Annotated in this window: 13 protein-coding genes, 1 tRNA gene and 1 pseudogene; 9 read left to right on the top strand and 6 right to left on the bottom strand. The window is 45.6% G+C overall.

The features are described 5' to 3' along the window. Positions 1 to 24: 24 nt before the first annotated feature. From H6G03_RS20780 to H6G03_RS20745, 8 genes and pseudogenes are all read left to right on the top strand, one after another. Entirely contained in the window at positions 25 to 3,303 is a 3,279-nt protein-coding gene (locus H6G03_RS20780; protein ID WP_190467725.1) for a two-partner secretion domain-containing protein, read from the top strand. Positions 3,304 to 3,561: 258 nt separating this feature from the next. Beyond that, positions 3,562 to 6,150 (top strand): CHAT domain-containing protein, encoded by a 2,589-nt coding sequence (locus tag H6G03_RS20775; RefSeq protein WP_190467722.1) that lies wholly within the window; start codon positions 3,562 to 3,564, stop codon positions 6,148 to 6,150. Between the two features lie 270 nt (positions 6,151 to 6,420). Further along, positions 6,421 to 7,017, top strand: a complete 597-nt coding sequence (locus tag H6G03_RS20770; protein WP_190467717.1) for a PadR family transcriptional regulator — start codon at positions 6,421 to 6,423, stop codon at positions 7,015 to 7,017. A gap of 27 nt (positions 7,018 to 7,044) precedes the next feature. Next, positions 7,045 to 7,155: pseudogene (locus tag H6G03_RS39825) on the top strand (zinc ribbon domain-containing protein); the annotation flags it as partial. Positions 7,156 to 7,273: 118 nt separating this feature from the next. Further along, positions 7,274 to 7,744 carry a cupin domain-containing protein gene (locus H6G03_RS20760; RefSeq protein ID WP_190467715.1) on the top strand — a complete coding sequence of 157 codons (471 nt, stop codon included), beginning with the start codon at positions 7,274 to 7,276 and terminating at the stop codon, positions 7,742 to 7,744. Between the two features lie 213 nt (positions 7,745 to 7,957). After that, positions 7,958 to 8,260, top strand: a complete 303-nt coding sequence (locus H6G03_RS20755; RefSeq protein ID WP_190467712.1) for a UPF0175 family protein — start codon at positions 7,958 to 7,960, stop codon at positions 8,258 to 8,260. After that, on the top strand, positions 8,253 to 8,627 hold the full coding sequence (locus H6G03_RS20750) for a type II toxin-antitoxin system RelE family toxin (RefSeq protein WP_190467709.1): 375 nt from the start codon (positions 8,253 to 8,255) through the stop codon (positions 8,625 to 8,627). The genes H6G03_RS20755 and H6G03_RS20750 overlap by 8 nt, the downstream gene beginning before the upstream one ends. 591 nt (positions 8,628 to 9,218) lie before the next feature. Then, entirely contained in the window at positions 9,219 to 10,367 is a 1,149-nt protein-coding gene (locus H6G03_RS20745) for a GTPase family protein (RefSeq protein ID WP_190467705.1), read from the top strand. Between the two features lie 224 nt (positions 10,368 to 10,591). Here H6G03_RS20745 and H6G03_RS20740 read toward each other — a convergent pair whose 3' ends face one another. The 4 genes from H6G03_RS20740 to lpdA form a co-directional block, all read right to left on the bottom strand. Further along, positions 10,592 to 11,767: a pyridoxal-phosphate-dependent aminotransferase family protein gene (locus H6G03_RS20740; protein ID WP_190467702.1), complete on the bottom strand. Its 1,176-nt coding sequence runs from the start codon at positions 11,765 to 11,767 to the stop codon at positions 10,592 to 10,594. 196 nt (positions 11,768 to 11,963) lie between these two features. Beyond that, positions 11,964 to 12,275 carry a DUF5340 domain-containing protein gene (locus H6G03_RS20735; protein ID WP_190467701.1) on the bottom strand — a complete coding sequence of 104 codons (312 nt, stop codon included), beginning with the start codon at positions 12,273 to 12,275 and terminating at the stop codon, positions 11,964 to 11,966. 71 nt (positions 12,276 to 12,346) lie between these two features. Further along, the gene (trpC, locus tag H6G03_RS20730) at positions 12,347 to 13,234 is read right to left on the bottom strand and encodes an indole-3-glycerol phosphate synthase TrpC (RefSeq protein ID WP_190467698.1); all 888 of its coding nucleotides are present in this window, start codon (positions 13,232 to 13,234) and stop codon (positions 12,347 to 12,349) included. 177 nt (positions 13,235 to 13,411) lie between these two features. Beyond that, positions 13,412 to 14,851 (bottom strand): dihydrolipoyl dehydrogenase, encoded by a 1,440-nt coding sequence (lpdA, locus tag H6G03_RS20725; protein WP_190467696.1) that lies wholly within the window; start codon positions 14,849 to 14,851, stop codon positions 13,412 to 13,414. A 174-nt stretch (positions 14,852 to 15,025) separates the two neighbouring features. On the opposite strand from lpdA, the gene H6G03_RS20720 reads away from it, so the two are divergent. Next, positions 15,026 to 15,262: a hypothetical protein gene (locus tag H6G03_RS20720; protein ID WP_190467693.1), complete on the top strand. Its 237-nt coding sequence runs from the start codon at positions 15,026 to 15,028 to the stop codon at positions 15,260 to 15,262. A 44-nt stretch (positions 15,263 to 15,306) separates the two neighbouring features. On the opposite strand, the gene H6G03_RS20715 is transcribed toward H6G03_RS20720, so the two are convergent. Both H6G03_RS20715 and H6G03_RS20710 read right to left on the bottom strand, forming a co-directional pair. Next, positions 15,307 to 16,086 (bottom strand): TrmH family RNA methyltransferase, encoded by a 780-nt coding sequence (locus H6G03_RS20715; protein WP_190467689.1) that lies wholly within the window; start codon positions 16,084 to 16,086, stop codon positions 15,307 to 15,309. A 123-nt stretch (positions 16,087 to 16,209) separates the two neighbouring features. Continuing rightward, a tRNA-Leu gene (locus H6G03_RS20710) sits at positions 16,210 to 16,291 on the bottom strand. Between the last annotated feature and the right edge of the window lie 92 nt (positions 16,292 to 16,383).

Raw genomic sequence — 16,383 nt, 5'->3', positions numbered from 1 at the left:
CCACGATAGCCAAACCGCTCCATCATGCGTCACCCGATTTTGGATTTTCGATTTTCGATTTTGGAAGATCTGGGCAATAATCGGACGGATCTGGAAATTCGTCAAAATTTTTTGATTATTTCCCGTGAAATGGGAGGCTTGAAACTTGTTTTTTTCGGTCATCTTAAATTTTGGTTTCGCCTCGTGACGGCTCTATTTTTTCTCGTAAATTGCCAACCAACCTCAGCACAAATCGTCCCCGATACCACTCTCCCCAATAATTCGATCGTCACTCCCTCTGGCAATACCAGCCTCATCGAGGGAGGAACCCAAGCTGGAAGCAATTTATTTCACAGCTTTCAAGAATTTTCCGTCCCGAATGGCGGTACGGCTTTTTTTAACAATACTCTGGATATTCAAAATATTATTAGCCGCGTTACCAGTAACTCTATCTCTAATATTGATGGCTTAATCCAAGCCAACGGCACTGCTAACTTATTTTTACTAAACCCCAACGGTATTATTTTTGGCCTTAATGCCAAATTGAACATCGGCGGATCGTTTTTTGCCAGTACTGCGTCCGCGCTCAACTTTGCCGATGGTACGCAGTTTAGCATTTCCGGTACGCAAACTCCTCCTTTGCTTACCGTCAGTATACCGATCGGCTTGCAATTCGGTGGCAATCCCGGAAAAATTACCGTACAGAATTCTCAAATCCAGGTTTCTCCCGAAAGAACGCTAGCGCTAATCGGCGGCGATATCAGCCTAATCGGTGGCAATTTAACCGCACAAAGAGGACAAATCGATTTAGCATCAATCGTTACTGGTAATTGGTCATTAATCGATAACCAACAAACTGCCACAAATAATTATGGAGATATTCAACTATCCCAAAAATCTACAGTCGATGCCAGCGGTTCCGGAGGTGGTAACATTCAGGTGCAAGGTAGGCAAATCAGGCTTACCGACGGTTCTCAAATTAAAGCAAATACTCAAGGAGGAGAACTGGGAGGTAGCTTAACAGTAAATGCTTCCGAATCTGTAGAAGTAATTGGCAGATTAGCCGATGGCACCCCCAGCGCCTTGCAGGCGAGAGTCGAACCGGATGCTACAGGGGGTGGTGGTAACATAACCATTGCGACCGGACGCTTGCGCGTCGAAGGTGGGGCGCGTGTAGCGGCTTCTTCCCTTACAGAAAAACCTGCAAACGCGGGAAACATTACCATTCGCGCTAGCGATGCAATAGAAGTAATTGGTGTGGGAACAGTACCCCAACAAGAACAAACTGTAATCCAGCCGAGTGCGATATCGACTCTGACAACTGGTGCAGGTAAAGCCGGTAACTTGGAGATTGTCACCGGGAGATTGATTGCACAACAGGGAGGACAGATATCAGCTTCTACATCGGGAAGTGGAGATGGGGGAACTTTGAAGATTACTGCCGATCGCGTAGAATTGAGCGATCGCTCCCCTGATGGTAGCCTCCCCAGCGGTTTGCTGGCTAGAGTGGAATCGGGAGGAACCGGAAACGCAGGCGAGTTAAACATTCAAACTCAAAGTTTGCGCGTTACCGATGGCGCAAGAGTAGCAACTGCTTCTCAGGGATTGGGAAATGCCGGAAATTTGACAATTCAATCCACCGATACAGTCGAAGTAACTGGAGTGGGGAACAACCCCAATGGTACTCCCAATCCCGCGCAAATATCTGCCTCAACTACAGGTAATGGTAAAGCCGGTTCTTTAACTGTTCAAACGAGAAGATTGATTGCTCAAAATGGCGGTCAGGTAGCAGCTTCCACCTATGCAGTCGGCGATGGGGGAACTTTAAACGTCACTGCGGATGAAATAGAATTGAGCGATCGCTCTCCCGATGGTAGCCTCCCCAGCGGTTTGCTGGCTAGAGTAGAATCGGAAGCAACCGGAAATGCCGGCGAGTTAAACATCCAAACTCAAAGTTTGCGCGTCACCAATGGCGCAAGAGTAACAGCAGCTTCTCAAGGATTGGGAAATGCCGGTAACTTAAATATTCAATCCACCGATAAAATCGAAATAACTGGAGTTGGCAGAAATCCTAACGGCGATGCCAATCCCGCGCAAGTATCTGCCTCAACTGCGGGATCTGGCAAAGGTGGTTCTCTAACTATTCAAACAGGAAGATTGATTGCTGAAAATGGCGGTCAAGTATCTGCTTCCACATTTGGAAGTGGGGATGGGGGAACTTTGACTGTTAATGCAGAAGAAGTGGATTTGAGCGGTCGATCGCCCGACGGCAGTTTTCCCAGCGGTTTGTTAGCTAGAGTGGAAAATGGAGCGACAGGAAATGCCAACAACCTTAATATTAACACGAGACGCTTGAGCGTTAGAAATGGCGCAAGAGTGGCGGCTGCTTCTCTGACTCAAGAACCTTTGAATTCAGAAACTCAGGGAAAAGCAGGAAATTTAATTATTCGAGCGACGGATGAGGTAGAAATAACTGGTTTGGGAAGGAATCCGAATGGAGATCCGAATCCTACACAAGTATCTGCTTTGTCTGTAGGAACTGGAGATGCTGGCACTTTAAATATTCAAGCCGATCGATTGAGAGTTAGTGATAGTGCGGAAGCGATCGTCAGCAGTACAGGTTCCGGAAATCCAGGTAACCTATTAGTAGAAGCTACCTCGATCCTGATTAACAATCGAGCTGCATTGCGAGCTGAATCTGCAACTGGTAAAGCGGGAAATATCGAGATGCGATCGCGGGATATTCAACTCCGCCTTCAAAGTAGAATATCTGCCGTTTCCGCAGCAGGAACCGCCGAAGGAAATATCAATATTACTACAGAGACATTAGTCTTACTTGAGGGTAGCGAAGTCAGGACTGATGCTGTCAATCCGGAAGGAGGAAGTAATATTTCGATCGCACCTCCACCTGGTTTAGGTTTGGCAGTATTTCAATCTACCGATAGTATCATCAAACCCAGCGGCGAATTGCGCGTAGAAGGTGAAGTACAAATTAGCCCTCCCGATATCCCTCCAGTTGAGTTTGTTGACACCACCGGATTGATTGCCCAAGCTTGTCCCGCAGACAAGGGAGGCAGTAGCTTTTTTGTCACCGGTCGCGGCGGTTTGCCCCCCAGTCCTGACGAGCCTTCCAGCGGCGATTTGTTTTGGGAAGATTTACGCATTCCGGGAAATGGCAAACCTTCAAACCCACCTGCAATTCCCAATAAAATTATAGAAGCTCAAGGTTGGATAATTGGCGACAACGGCGAAGTTATTCTCACAGCAGAAACACCTAAAATCACATCGCACCGAACCGCTCTGACGCCACCAGAATGCAAGTAGAATTAAACATTAAACATTAAAAATAATATGCTTAAAAATATTTTTCTACTTTTACTTGCCACATCCTTATACCCCATCCGAAAAATCAGCTCCTTAGCGACCAACCTCTGTATTTCTCTTTATCTGCGTTCATCTGCGTTCATCTGTTATCATCTGCGGTTAAAAAAAAATCCAAAATACTTTTCAAATAAACCTAAATTCAGATCCCTTTTCGCCATACTTTTAGGCTTAGGAATAGCACTTTCGGTCAACTGCGTTATGCCAGATGCAGTTTTATCAAAACAAACCCTTATAAGTCAAACCAATCTATCCTCAGAACCAAGACAATTACTGCAACAAGGTAAACAATTATACGAGGCAGAACAGTTTGCGGATGCTCTGAGAATATGGCAGCAAGCAGAAGCAAACTTTGTTACCAAAAAAGATGTAATAAGTCAAGCTTTAGCACTAAACTTTATATCTTTAGCTTATCAGAAACTAGGAGAATGGGAGAAAGCGAAAAGTGCGATCGCATCCAGCCTGAACCTCCTACAAACAGTCCCCAATAACAACAACCAAAAAACCCCCATCCTTGCCATTGCTTTAAACACTCAAGGTCGCTTACAATTGTCTTTAGGACAACCGGAAGACGCGCTGATTACCTTGCAACAAGCGACATCTGCATACACGCAAGCTGGTGATGAAATTGGGATTACAGGTAGCACTATTAACGTTGCTCAGACTTGGCAAAGTTTGGGCTTTTATCGTCGCGCTTCTAAAACATTAGCAGACTTAGAAAAACGTCTGCAAAATCAACAAGATTCTCCACTTAAAGCAAAGGGATTGCTGACGCTTGCCAACACTCTCCGCATCAATGGTGATTTAGCTAAATCTCTAGAATTATGTCAGCAAAGTTTGGCAATCGCCCAACGTTTGCAATCTCCTACCGATATTAGTATCGCTTTACTCAACATAGGCAATACCGAAAGAGCATTGGCGAAAAGATTAGAAGAATTAGCAGAAGATGTAGAAGATACAGAAAAAATTGAGAAGAAAAATAAAGCGGCTTTAGAATATTACGAACAAGCGGCAACTATATCCGATTCTGGAAATACTCGGCTTCAGGCACGCATAAATCAAATGAGCTTATTAGTGGAGACAAAGCAAAACTCAGAAGCTCAGGAGTTATGGCCGAAAATTGAATCGGAAATTTCCCAATTACCTCTAAGTCGAAATAAAATTATCGCTCAAATTAATTTGTCTGAAAGTTTGATGAAGATGTTAACGGGCAGTGGTTTAGAATTAACATCTGACAAAGCACAAATTAATCAAGAAATTGCCAATATTTTAGCCACAGCTATTCAGTCAGCCAAAAATATCGGCGATAAGCGCGTAGAATCTTTTGCTCTTGGCAATCTGGGTGGATTGTACGCACAAACTAAGCAATTGAATAACGCCAAAGATTTGACTGAGCAAGCTTTGCTTTTGGCGCAAGCGAGTAATGCGCCGGATATTGCTTATAAATGGCAGTGGCAGTTAGGAAGATTGCTAAGATTGCAATCCAGAAAACAGGATGCGATCGCAGCTTATACTGAAGCAGTAAACACCTTACAATCTCTCCGCAGCGATTTAGCCACAATCAATCCAGAAGTGCAATTTTCGTTTCGAGATAGTGTAGAACCGATTTATCGAGAGCTAGTCGATTTGCTGTTACAAAGATCCGAAGAGGGAGAGAAATTTCAACCCCCAGTGCAAAATCGATTAATTCAAGCTCGTCAAGTTATCGAGTCCCTACAACTAGCGGAACTGGATAATTTTTTCCGAGAAGCTTGTCTGGATGCAGCACCAGAATTGATTGACAAAATCGACGCGGGAGCGGCAGTTATCTATCCAGTTATTTTAGCCGATCGCTTAGAAATAATCCTCAGTTTGCCCCAGCAACCATTGCGTAACTACACTACCCAAATTGACCAGAAACAAGTTGAAAATATCGTTAACCAACTCAGACAAAGTTTGGGGATTCGTCACTCCAATCAAGACGAACGCTTGCAGTTGTCTCAACAACTTTATGACTGGCTGATTCGACCTGCTGAGGCAGAATTAAAAGCGAGTGGGATACAAACGCTGGTATTTGTTTTGGATGGTGCGTTGCGAAATATCCCCATGTCTGCTCTCTACGATGGCAAACAATATTTAATTGAAAAATATAGCATTGCCCTAACTCCCGGTTTACAATTGTTGAAGCCGCAACGACTGACGCGAGAAAGGCTGAGGGCTTTAGCTGGTGGACTGAGCGAATCCAGACAGGGATTTTCTGCTTTACCGGGTGTGAAAAGGGAATTAGAACAAGTTAGTGCTGAAGTTCGTTCTACAAGACTTTTGGATCGAGAATTTACTAGCATAACGCTGGAGAATGAAGTAAAAGCCGTTCCTTTTCCTGTCGTTCACCTAGCAACTCACGGTCAATTTAGTTCCAATTACCAAAATACATTTATTCTCGCTTGGGATGGCGAAATCAATGTCAAGCAGTTAGATGAGTTGTTGCGTAGTAGAGATCCCAGTAAATCCGATCCGATCGAATTGCTGGTACTCAGCGCCTGCGAAACTGCTACTGGGGATAGACGCGCCGCTTTGGGACTAGCTGGGGTGGCGGTACGCGCTGGCGCACGCAGCACTTTAGCAACTTTATGGAAAGTGAGCGATAGTTCTACTGCCACCCTGATGACTGAATTTTATCGCCAGTTAGCCAATCCCGGCATTACCAAAGCTGAAGCGCTTCGCCGCGCCCAAAATAGCCTTTTGCAAAACCGCAGCTACAGGAATCCGTATTTCTGGGCTCCATACGTTTTGGTGGGAAATTGGCTGTGAAAAGTCAAAAGAAAAAAAGGGAAAGGGAGAGCGGGGGAGTGGGGGAGTGAGGCAATTGCATCTAATTTATAGTTGACAAAATGTACAAAATATGTATGTACATCAAGTTAGGGATTGTCTGTCGATCGCACGATCGAGCCGCAGTTTCCCTTAGCCCTATATATTGTCAATAAGCCTTGATTATTGAAATTGACAAACCCGATATATCGCGATAGATTCTTTTTAGATAGCGATATATCGCGATACCTCATAATTACAAAGAGCAAAAATATGTTCAAACAATTTCATCCCCATTTTCTCGTACCAGCATGGGCAGGAGAAGGCCCTAGCGATCGAGTCTTCATGAGTGGGCGACACGGACGCGGACATGGACATGGACACAAAGGTTCATCTGGTGACGGGTGGCCAGATGAGCCTCGTACCCGTCGCGGTGACATCAAATTCATTTTGCTTGGGCTTCTATCAGAGCGTCCCCAACATGGTTATGAATTGATGAAAGAGCTAGAAAACCGTCGCGGTGGCTTTCGTCGCCCCAGTCCAGGCTCGGTTTATCCAACGCTTCAGATGCTAGAAGAAGGAGGTTATTTGACCAGTGAGGAAGTCGAGGGCAAGCGGGTTTATACGATTACCGAGAGTGGCAGACAACTCTTGAGCGATCGCAACCAACAATCTCATTCAAGAAAAGGTCACGACAGTTTCACTGAAACCAAACCTTCTGAATTGATCGAGTTACGGCAGACTTTAACCCAGTTGAATGATGCTGTCACCCAAGTTGCTCGAAGTGGCAATGTAGAGCAAACCAATCGGGTACGCGATCTGCTTGTTCAGGTAAAACGCGAGATTTACAAACTGCTAGCAGAACAGTAAGCAGATGTGTTGATTTCGCGATCGCATCCTTATAATACGAGTCAGAATTGCTCCCATTGCGATCGGAAATTACAGAAATCTCGATCGACTAGAACCCACATTTGTCTGCATTGTGGATTTGTAGAAGATCGGGATATCACGCAAAGAAACCGGGTTTCTACGAAAAATGGTAAGTTTGAGCGTGAACGATCGACTCAGAAACCCGGTTTCTAGCCCCAGCGCAATCAACATCCTCAAAATAGAGCTAAGTAAGCTTATGAAGCAATCGCCAATTTCAGCAGAATCGATTTCAGCACCGATCGGTAAGACGATATATCCAGAACCTTACGCTTCCCTCGTGAAGGGACGACAAAAGCGAAAACTGGGTGAGTATTTTGGGTTGACTAATTTTGGAGTTAATTTAACCCATCTCTCACCGGGAGCAATTTCTGCACTCGCTCACAGCCACTCAAAGCAAGATGAATTTATCCTGGTATTGGAAGGCAGCCCAACGCTGGTACTAGACGAAGAGGAATTCGTTTTGCATCCCGGTGACTGCTATGGATTTAAGGCAGGTACAGGTATCGCCCATCAACTGATTAATCGAACTGAAGAAAATGTAACCTATATTGAAATTGGCGATCGCACTCTTGGAGATGAGGTCGAATACCCAAATGACGATCTCAAAGCAACACAATTGCCAAATGGTGAATGGGCTTTAACGCACAAAGATGGTCGCCCTTATTAAGGTCACTGCCTAACAACAGCGCTGCACCAGAAGTTGGGCGATCGCATTGTATACTTCTAGTTAATGCGATCGCTCGTTCTTGTAGGTCAGATTGAAGGATGAAACCCAACACTCATAACTACTTTTCTACTCAAACCCTGGTGCGATCGGTTTTCTTGAAGGTGTCAGCGAAGATGGGAAATAACAATCATTAAACTCAGTGAATTCAAAACCATGCAAATTACCATCGACCTCCCTGACAATCTATCCCTCACAGAATCAGACCTGCGCCGAGAAGTTGCGATCGCGCTCTTCCAGCAAAAAATCTTACTCATCGAACAAGCGGCTCAAGTCATTGCGATGGATGTAGACGATTTCTATCAAATCCTCGTAGATCGAGGTATCCTCACCCCCCCAAGCGACCCTGACGACGACCCCAATGAACTCATCCTCGCCCATTTGCGGATCTCCTTACAACAAGCCAAAGAAGGCAACTTGAAGCCCGTCTCTGAACTCTGGGACGGCATTGATGACTGACGCTCCATCCATTCAAATCTTAGTTACCCCCGATTTTCAAGGACAACTTCGCAAGTTAGCCAAACGGTATCGCAATATCCGGTCCGATCTACAACCGCTGTTCGATGACCTCGAAAATGGTAACTGTCCTGGCGATCGAATTTCTGGCACGACCTATACCGTTTTCAAAGTCCGCGTCAAAAATAGCGACATTCAAAAAGGCAAAAGTTCAGGTTATCGAGTCATTTATCAATTGCGAGACAACATCTGCATTCTGCTTGTCACGCTCTATTCCAAATCCGATGAAACTACTTTCACAGCTAGTGAAATTCGCGAAATTATCGAGCGCTTCAATGAACCCACCGAACCGCCTGCCCAAGGAGATTGAACCATGCCTCAAACACTTGGTTGAAATGGGTGTTCCCAGAGAAGAAATTATGTTGGGTTTACAGCCTCCTTACAAACGGCAGTACACAGAGTAGGGTGCTGCTTAAGATCATCACGTCGCAGTTGAACAATGCCCATGCACCCAATATGCGATCGCTCGATCTTGTAGGTCAGGTTGAAGGATGAAACCCGACGCTCACGACTGCTTCTCCACCTCAATCCTGGTGAGAGCGCTCGATCGAGTCATGTTTGGTTTGACGTTACCTACTGATTTACAAGCGAGAATGTAACAACCTACAGCGAGGGGCGATGGCGATCTTTCCCATACTCTGCCTTGTCATACTTCGCAAAGGCTCCGCCTCCAGCAAGCGGCGAAGCCTCATCGGGCGGTAGGTTGCAACATAGGTTAATGCTGGATAAGATCGATATAGGGGGTGATATCCAGCAAATTTGACGTTGAATAAATAGTTATTATGCTTCATTTTTGGGTCAGGACGGTAGTTTGAAGGTTGTCGCTCTGAGTTCAGTGTCCTAAAGTGTTATCGGTGAGATGAGGCTTAAAAATAGTTTCTAAACTGTATTGCAGGTTACTATGGCGAACTTTGAAGAGGAAATCAAAAGAATAGTTAAAGAAATAAGATCTCCTAACATTGCAGTAATTGGCAGAATTGGTGTTGGTAAAAGTACGCTTATCAATGCGGTATTTGGGGCAGAGGTCGCTAAAGTCGGTGCAGGCTTACCTGTCAGTAAGGGATTTGTCAGGTATCCGAGAGATCCTGATGAGAAATCCCCTGTGGTTTTGTATGACTCTGCTGGATACGAGTCAAATAAAGAGACTGAATTTGTTGAGAGTACATTAAGATTTTTAGAAGAGTTAAGACGAAAGGGTATAGAGGAACAAATTCATTTAGTTTGGTATGTTGTAAATGCTTCATCTGCAAGGTTTGAATATTTTGATAGAGATATCATTAATAAACTGTATGAGCAACAAGTTCCTGTAATTATAGTTCTCTCTCAGTGCGATCGCGCAAAGCCAAATGAAATTTATGAAATCAAGAGAACAATAGATAATTTTAAATTTAAAAACACATACGATTTGATCGAAGCATCAGCCTCCCCTCTTGAAATCAATGGCAAGCCAATTTGCGATCCTTTTGGCTTAAAAGAATTGATCGGCAGAACAGTAGATTTGCTTCCTGAAGTGTATTCAGAAGCGGTGCTTGTAATGCAGAAAGCAGATGTAGAAGCTAAAAGAAAAGTGGCAGGGAGATATGTTTTTACTGCTGCCATTGCTTGTTTCAGCGCATCATTCATTCCAATCCCTTTTACAACGCCTGTTTCAGCAATGACTGCTCAAAGTGCTCTCTGTGTGAAGCTTGCAGCCTTGTATGGTTATACTGATATGGCAGCATTTTTAGGCTCAATCAGTGGTTTAACAACTTCCGCGCTTTTCACTTTTCTCTCAACAGCAACTTTAGACTTGATAGGTTCAATTTTTCCTCCTAGTCAAGTAATTGCTGGATCAACAGCAGCAACTTATACTACAGTTTTAGGATTATCTTACACCTCAGTTTTTGAGAAAGTTGCTAAGGAACATATCTACAAATCTGGCAAATACACTGTTAGAGATTTTTTGAGAAAGACCTTTAGGGAAGAATTTGAAAAGTACTCTAGAGTTAAAATCTATTCAATTGCTGATTTAGAGAAACTCAAAGAACTTTTCCTTAAAGGACAACTGTAATTGAGCTTTAGTTATTTTTGTTTAGTTATTTTATATTCTGGAATTTTTAACCATATTTTTTATGTGTTGTCGAGTATCATTATGGTAGCCTAAAGCTGCGATTGTGGTCAGCAGTGTAACAATTCTGGTGCAGCGGATTTACCAACGCCGCTTGTGGAGTTGCAAAGACCCCGGAAATTGCTGACCAGGAACGTTAGATCGGTATGTATGCGACATAAGCTCTTTTACTGGACTGGCGCTCTAGCCTCTGATTGGGCGAACACTTTCGCAGCGGCGGCTACGCCTGCGCCGGGGGTCAAGGAGTCTTGTCCCAGTTCGATCAGAGTTGCTTCTAGGGAGCCGATCGCAGTGAGGATATCGCGATCGGTGACAAAACCCAAGTGACCGATACGGAAGATTTTGCCCTTCAGGTGGTCTTGTCCGCCCGCTAGAGCGATGTCGTAGCGATTTTTCATGATTTTGAGAATTTGTTCGGTGTCCGCTTGTACGGGCGCTACAGCGGTAATTGCGGGACTGGCAACATTATCGGGGGCAAACAAAGGTAAATTCAACTGCTTGAGGGCGGCGCGAGTGGCATTCATCAGTCTTTGATGCCTAGCGAAAATATTTGCCAAGCCTTCTTTTTTCATCATCTGCAAGCTGACTTGCAGCGCCATCATCAAGTTGATTGGCGGGGTGAAGGGTGTGGTGTTTTTGGCTTGGAATTGGCGATATTTGTCTAAATCTAAATAGAAACGAGGCATTTTGGCGGTTTTGTACGCTTCCCACGCTTTTTCACTCACGCTGACGAAGCCTAACCCTGGCGGAATCATATAACCTTTTTGCGAAGCGGAGACAACGACATCAATACCCCATTCATCAACGGGGATATTGACTGTTCCCAAACTCGTTACGGCGTCCACAATAATTAAAGCTTCGCCGTGCGTTTTGACGTGGCGATTGATGGTTTCCAGGTCATTTATGACACCCGTAGATGTTTCGCTGTGGGTGACGATGACAGCTTTAATTTGCTTTTCGGTGTCGGCTTCCAGCTTTTCGCGAAATTGTTCCGGATCTAAAGGTTTACCCCAGTCAGCAGTAATTTTTTCTACATTTAAATTGTACGTGGTAGCAAGGTCTGCCCAGCGATCGCCAAATTTACCATTACATCCTACTAAGACGCGATCGCCCGGACTGAGAAAGTTAATAATTCCGGCTTCCATCGCTCCTGTACCGCTAGCGGTAAGCATTAAGACATCGTTCTGAGTTTGGTGAAGCCATTGCAAGTTTTGCAGTACTTCCTCAAAGATACAGCCAAACTCGCTGCTGCGATGTCCGATCGGCTGTTTCGCCAAAGCGAGTAATGCCTGTTCCGGCACTGGTGTAGGGCCGGGTATCATCAGTATTTGCTTATCGTCCATAATGCCGCAGTCATTCGATTTTGGATTTTGGATTTTGGATTTTGGATTGACCTCACGGATAAATCTGGCGGCTTATAACTATTTTCCATTTTGGTCAATACAAAATAGTCAGGAGCCAGTAGTTGTTAGAAAATTAACTTTAGATTGCAGATTTTTAATTTAAAATCCCATCTCCAATTGCAAACTAAAATTAAAATTACGATTGTTCTTGAGGTGGCTTCAGGCCATTTGAAGCTGAGTTCAAATTTGATTTTGCTGTTGAGGGCAATTCAGCTGAAGAGGGAATAACATGATTGAGCGACCAGAGGTATTCCGTTTTGATGTGAGCTTGTTCGCAAGTTTGTTCGATTTGTTTCTGTAGAGCAGCTGCTTTACGCAAAGTAATTATTAGTTGGTTAACTTTATCCTTTAGTTCTGGTTTTTGAGATACAGCGAACATTGTTTGTCGTTCTAGTAATTGCAGTACCAGTTCGTAATGGATAGGAGAAGGAATAGGAATTGGCTCCATGAACGCAAATTTTCCTCAAGTTAATTTCCGATTAAAAATTAAAAATATAATTTCTAATTTTTAATTTTTTTTCACCCAATGGCAAAAAGCTCTAATATCGCAGCTTGAGGATCTGGCTGTTTAACCAGCGACTCACCGATCAGCACCGCAGTTGCACCCGCTTGCGCTACCAAGCGGAGGTCTGCTAGCGTATGCAGTCCCGATTCGCTCACGACCGGGATGCCTCGCTCTTGGAGTCGATCGTTTCTTGCTGCGAGGATATCGCAGGTTGTTTGTAGATCGACCGAGAAATTTTCTAAGTTGCGATTGTTAATGCCAATTAGGGTAGCTTCTTCCAAGGCTAACACGCGATCGAGTTCTTCTAGGGTATGCACCTCGATCAAAGCCTTCATTTTCAAGGCATTGGCGATTTTTACAAAGTATTTTAAGTCTCGATCGGAAAGTATGGCAGCGATCAGCAGGATGGCATCAGCACCGTTGATCCGGGCTAGATAAATTTGGTAGGGGTAAATTATAAATTCTTTGCACAGTAACGGCAAGTCTACAGCAGCACGGATGCGTTGCAGGTTTTCAAAGCTACCTTGAAAAAATTTGGTATCAGTGAGAACCGAGATACAGCTAGCACCTGCCTGCTGGTAAGCTTGAGCGATCGCTACTGGGTCGAAATCTGCCCTAATGACGCCTTTACTGGGAGAAGCTTTTTTGACTTCCGCAATTAAGGCAGGTTGAGTTTTGCCTTGGCGCAGTGCTGCCACAAAATCGCGGGGTGGGGGCAGGTCGGCTATTTTACGCTGGAGATCGGCCAAAGGCAAGCGTTCTCGCATTTGCGCTACTTCAGTTTCTTTATGCCAAACAATTTCCTCCAGAATATTTCTCGGTGAGGCATCTGGCAGCGCAACTTGGTAGCGCAATTCTTGAACGGCAACTGCGGGATTGGGGCGACGACGACGAATTTGCATATTTGGGAAAAGGGGTTAGGGGTTAGGGGCTAGGGGAAAGAGGGAGAGGCAGAGGCAAGAGGCAGAGGCAAGAGGGAAAAGGGAAGAGGGAGGAGGGAGAAATTTGAATGATTGACTTTCCCTGGCCCCTAACCCCTAATCCCTAACCCCTAATCCCTAACCCCTAGCCCCTAATCCCTAGCCCCTAACGGCTTCTTTGGCTCGTTTGTAGGCTTCGTCGAGGACTTCGGACAGGGTGGGGTGAGCGTGAACGAGATAAGCTAGGTTGTAGATGGACTGGCGGGAGGCGATCGCATTCGATGCTTCGTGGATCAAGTCGGAGGCGTGCAGACCGATGATGTGGACGCCCAAAACTTCGCCAGTATCTTTGCGATAGATTACTTTTGCCAAACCTTCGGCTTCTCCTTCCGCGATCGCTTTCGAGTTACCTTTGAAGTAACTTTTTACGGAAGCCACCTCAAAACCTTCTGTTTGTCCTAATTCCTTAGCTGCTGCTTCCGTCATCCCCACAAAGCTAATTTCCGGGTGGGTGAAGGCGGCGGCGGGGATGCTGCGATAATCGGGAGTGCGATCGCCTCCGCAAATATTTTCCACAGCTACAATACCTTGGGCGGAAGCGGCATGGGCTAGCATCATTTTGCCGGTAGCATCGCCGATTGCCCACAGGTTAGGTACGACTTCGCCACCGGACAAAACTGCCATTTTGTCATTGATGGGGATAAAGCCGCGCTTGTCTGTTTCGACGCCAACAGATTCTAAGCCCATATTCTGGGTGAAGGGAATGCGACCTGTGGCTACCAAACAGGCGTCTACTTCCAAAATTTCGACAACTTCTTTGGTTTTAGCGTCAGCCAGTTCGATAACGACAGGGGAACCTGGGGTTACTTTTTTGGCTAATACTCCCACTTTTGTTTCGATGTCGCGGGGAGTAATGAGAATTCTTTCCGCTATTTTGGCAATATCGCGATCGAATCCCGGCATTAATTCGGGTAGCGCTTCAATCAGGGTAATTTCGCTTCCCAAAGCTGTATAAATATCCGAAAATTCCAAACCGATGTAGCCGCTACCCACGATTGCTACCCAAGAGGGTAACCATTCCAGCTTCAAGGCATCGTCGCTGGTAAAGACTGTCTTGCCGTCAATTTCAATTCCTGGGGGAACCCAAGGTATCGAGCCAGGAGCGAGAATAATATCTTTAGCTGTGATGATTTTTTCGCCTTTGTCTGTGGCGACGGCGATTTTTTGCGGCCCTGCCACCTTGCCCCAGCCTTGGATGGTATCCACGCCCAAACGTTTGAGGCTGTTGGTCAAGTCACCGCGCAGCTTACTGACGATATTTTCCGCGTGGGTGGCAATTGCGCCTCGATCGAAGTCCACGCTACCTACATTTATGCCCAGCGCTTTTAGGTGATGGGCATTGCGTAATTCTCGCACGCGACCGGAAGCTGCCAATAGCGCCTTTGAGGGGATACAGCCCCGATTTACGCAGGTTCCACCCATTTGGCCTGCTTCGATGATGGCGGTTTTCAAGCCGCAATTGACCGCATGGAGAGCGGCACCGTGTCCGCCCACACCGGCTCCTACGATAACGAGGTCGTAATCAAATCCCTGACTCACTTAACTTCTCCTGGTGCTACGCGCCCTTTTTAATTTTCAACTGGACTGGGTATTTTAGACAACAATTTGTGCTGATGGTGCGATCGTTAGCTGAATATTGGGAATATTTAATAGAAGTTCGATCTCTCTGAGGTGTAACCTGGGCGATCGATCCCTAGTTTGGAGTGAAATTTTATGGATCGGCACAAGCAAAACCAGCGTCGCGAGGCTGCTAAAGCCTTTATGGCTAGCTTAGACGAATTCGAGAATTTCTTGGCACCGGATGCAGGTGAGGCATTGGCATCCACGCCGGAAGTGTCTAATGCTGCTTCCCCCTCACGTCGCCAAGCAAGTCCAATGCCTATTGAGCTAGATGTTCTTGAACAAGCGGCTGCTGACATTGAGGATTTTATGCAGAGGGGCAAAAAATGAATGATGAGAAATTAAAAATTAAAAATGTGTTTAATTTTTAATTTTTAATTTTTCTGTCGTTCTGCTTCGTACAAAATCAAGGCAGCGGCGATCGCTACGTTCAATGATTCTACCCCCTGGCTGAGGGGTATTTTCACCTGTTTGTCTGCCAGGGCTACCAAATCTGCGGATAGTCCCGCGCCTTCGTTTCCCAGCAGTATCAAAGTGGGCAGGCGCAAATCGAGTTGCCAGTAGGTTAAGTTGGTATTGGGAACGGTGGCTACCACTTGCATTCCACCCGCTTGACAAGCTTGTACCAGTACTTTTAAATCGCCACTTACAGCCATTGGGAGGCGAAACCACTGTCCTGCGGAAGCTCTGAGTACTTTGGGGTGATCCAAATCTACACTATCGCTACTTACCCAAAGTCCGGCAGCACTGGCGGCAGTAGCGGTGCGAATTGTTGTACCCAGGTTGCCTGGGTCTTGTATTGTTTCTAAGGCTAGCAGTAAACCCGGATTCGGTGTGACTGGAGTTGGGAGTTGAGATCGGGGTGCGATCGCTACTACTCCATCCGGTTGTACTGTTGTGGCTAGAGCTTTTAATACCTCCGGACTTACCAGTTCTATCCTTTGAGCCCGTTCTGTCGCTGTTTGCCAAAGTTGCGGATAACGTTCCTGCCATGCTGAGGTACAGCAAACTGTCTCCAAGGGATAATTGACCGCACAAGCTTCTGACAGCAGATGCGTTCCTTCCAACAGAAATACTTGCCGATCGTGCCGCTCTTTGGCTTGATGCAGTTTGCGAATTTGCTTTACCAGTGGGTTTTGAAGGCTGGTCAACATTTGAGGGGCTAGGGGCTAGGGGGGAGCGGGGGAGTGGGGGAGGAGAAGATGGAAAAAAGTCAAAAAAATAAGGGTCTAGGAAAAATTCTCCCTCTTCCCTAGACCCTAACTCCTTGATTGGTATGCGGAACCCGGGACTTGAACCCGGAAGGCTTGCACCACATGAACCTGAATCATGCGCGTCTACCAATTCCGCCAGTTCCGCTTGTGCTTTATTTATCTCACGATCTACTATGATGCAGCAAGTATTCGGATTTGTCAAGCAGGAAGTTAGGGGTTAGGGGTTAGGGGTTAGGG

The organism is Aerosakkonema funiforme FACHB-1375, from assembly GCF_014696265.1.
Taxonomy (GTDB): domain Bacteria; phylum Cyanobacteriota; class Cyanobacteriia; order Cyanobacteriales; family Aerosakkonemataceae; genus Aerosakkonema; species Aerosakkonema funiforme_A.
The sequence above is the reverse complement of the archived record's forward strand: the minus strand, read 5'-3'. Positions and strand labels throughout refer to the sequence as shown.

What these genes read in the sequence shown, in the direction of transcription:
- H6G03_RS20750 (WP_190467709.1), top strand. Translation starts at nt 8,253, where the DNA reads ATGACTGACGCTCCATCCATTCAAATCTTAGTTACCCCCGATTTTCAA.
- H6G03_RS20735 (WP_190467701.1), bottom strand. Translation starts at nt 12,275, where the DNA reads ATGGAGCCAATTCCTATTCCTTCTCCTATCCATTACGAACTGGTACTG.
- H6G03_RS20780 (WP_190467725.1), top strand. Translation starts at nt 25, where the DNA reads ATGCGTCACCCGATTTTGGATTTTCGATTTTCGATTTTGGAAGATCTG.
- H6G03_RS20745 (WP_190467705.1), top strand. Translation starts at nt 9,219, where the DNA reads ATGGCGAACTTTGAAGAGGAAATCAAAAGAATAGTTAAAGAAATAAGA.
- H6G03_RS20740 (WP_190467702.1), bottom strand. Translation starts at nt 11,767, where the DNA reads ATGGACGATAAGCAAATACTGATGATACCCGGCCCTACACCAGTGCCG.
- H6G03_RS20755 (WP_190467712.1), top strand. Translation starts at nt 7,958, where the DNA reads ATGCAAATTACCATCGACCTCCCTGACAATCTATCCCTCACAGAATCA.
- H6G03_RS20715 (WP_190467689.1), bottom strand. Translation starts at nt 16,086, where the DNA reads ATGTTGACCAGCCTTCAAAACCCACTGGTAAAGCAAATTCGCAAACTG.
- H6G03_RS20760 (WP_190467715.1), top strand. Translation starts at nt 7,274, where the DNA reads ATGAAGCAATCGCCAATTTCAGCAGAATCGATTTCAGCACCGATCGGT.
- trpC (WP_190467698.1), bottom strand. Translation starts at nt 13,234, where the DNA reads ATGCAAATTCGTCGTCGTCGCCCCAATCCCGCAGTTGCCGTTCAAGAA.
- H6G03_RS20720 (WP_190467693.1), top strand. Translation starts at nt 15,026, where the DNA reads ATGGATCGGCACAAGCAAAACCAGCGTCGCGAGGCTGCTAAAGCCTTT.
- H6G03_RS20775 (WP_190467722.1), top strand. Translation starts at nt 3,562, where the DNA reads ATGCCAGATGCAGTTTTATCAAAACAAACCCTTATAAGTCAAACCAAT.
- H6G03_RS20770 (WP_190467717.1), top strand. Translation starts at nt 6,421, where the DNA reads ATGTTCAAACAATTTCATCCCCATTTTCTCGTACCAGCATGGGCAGGA.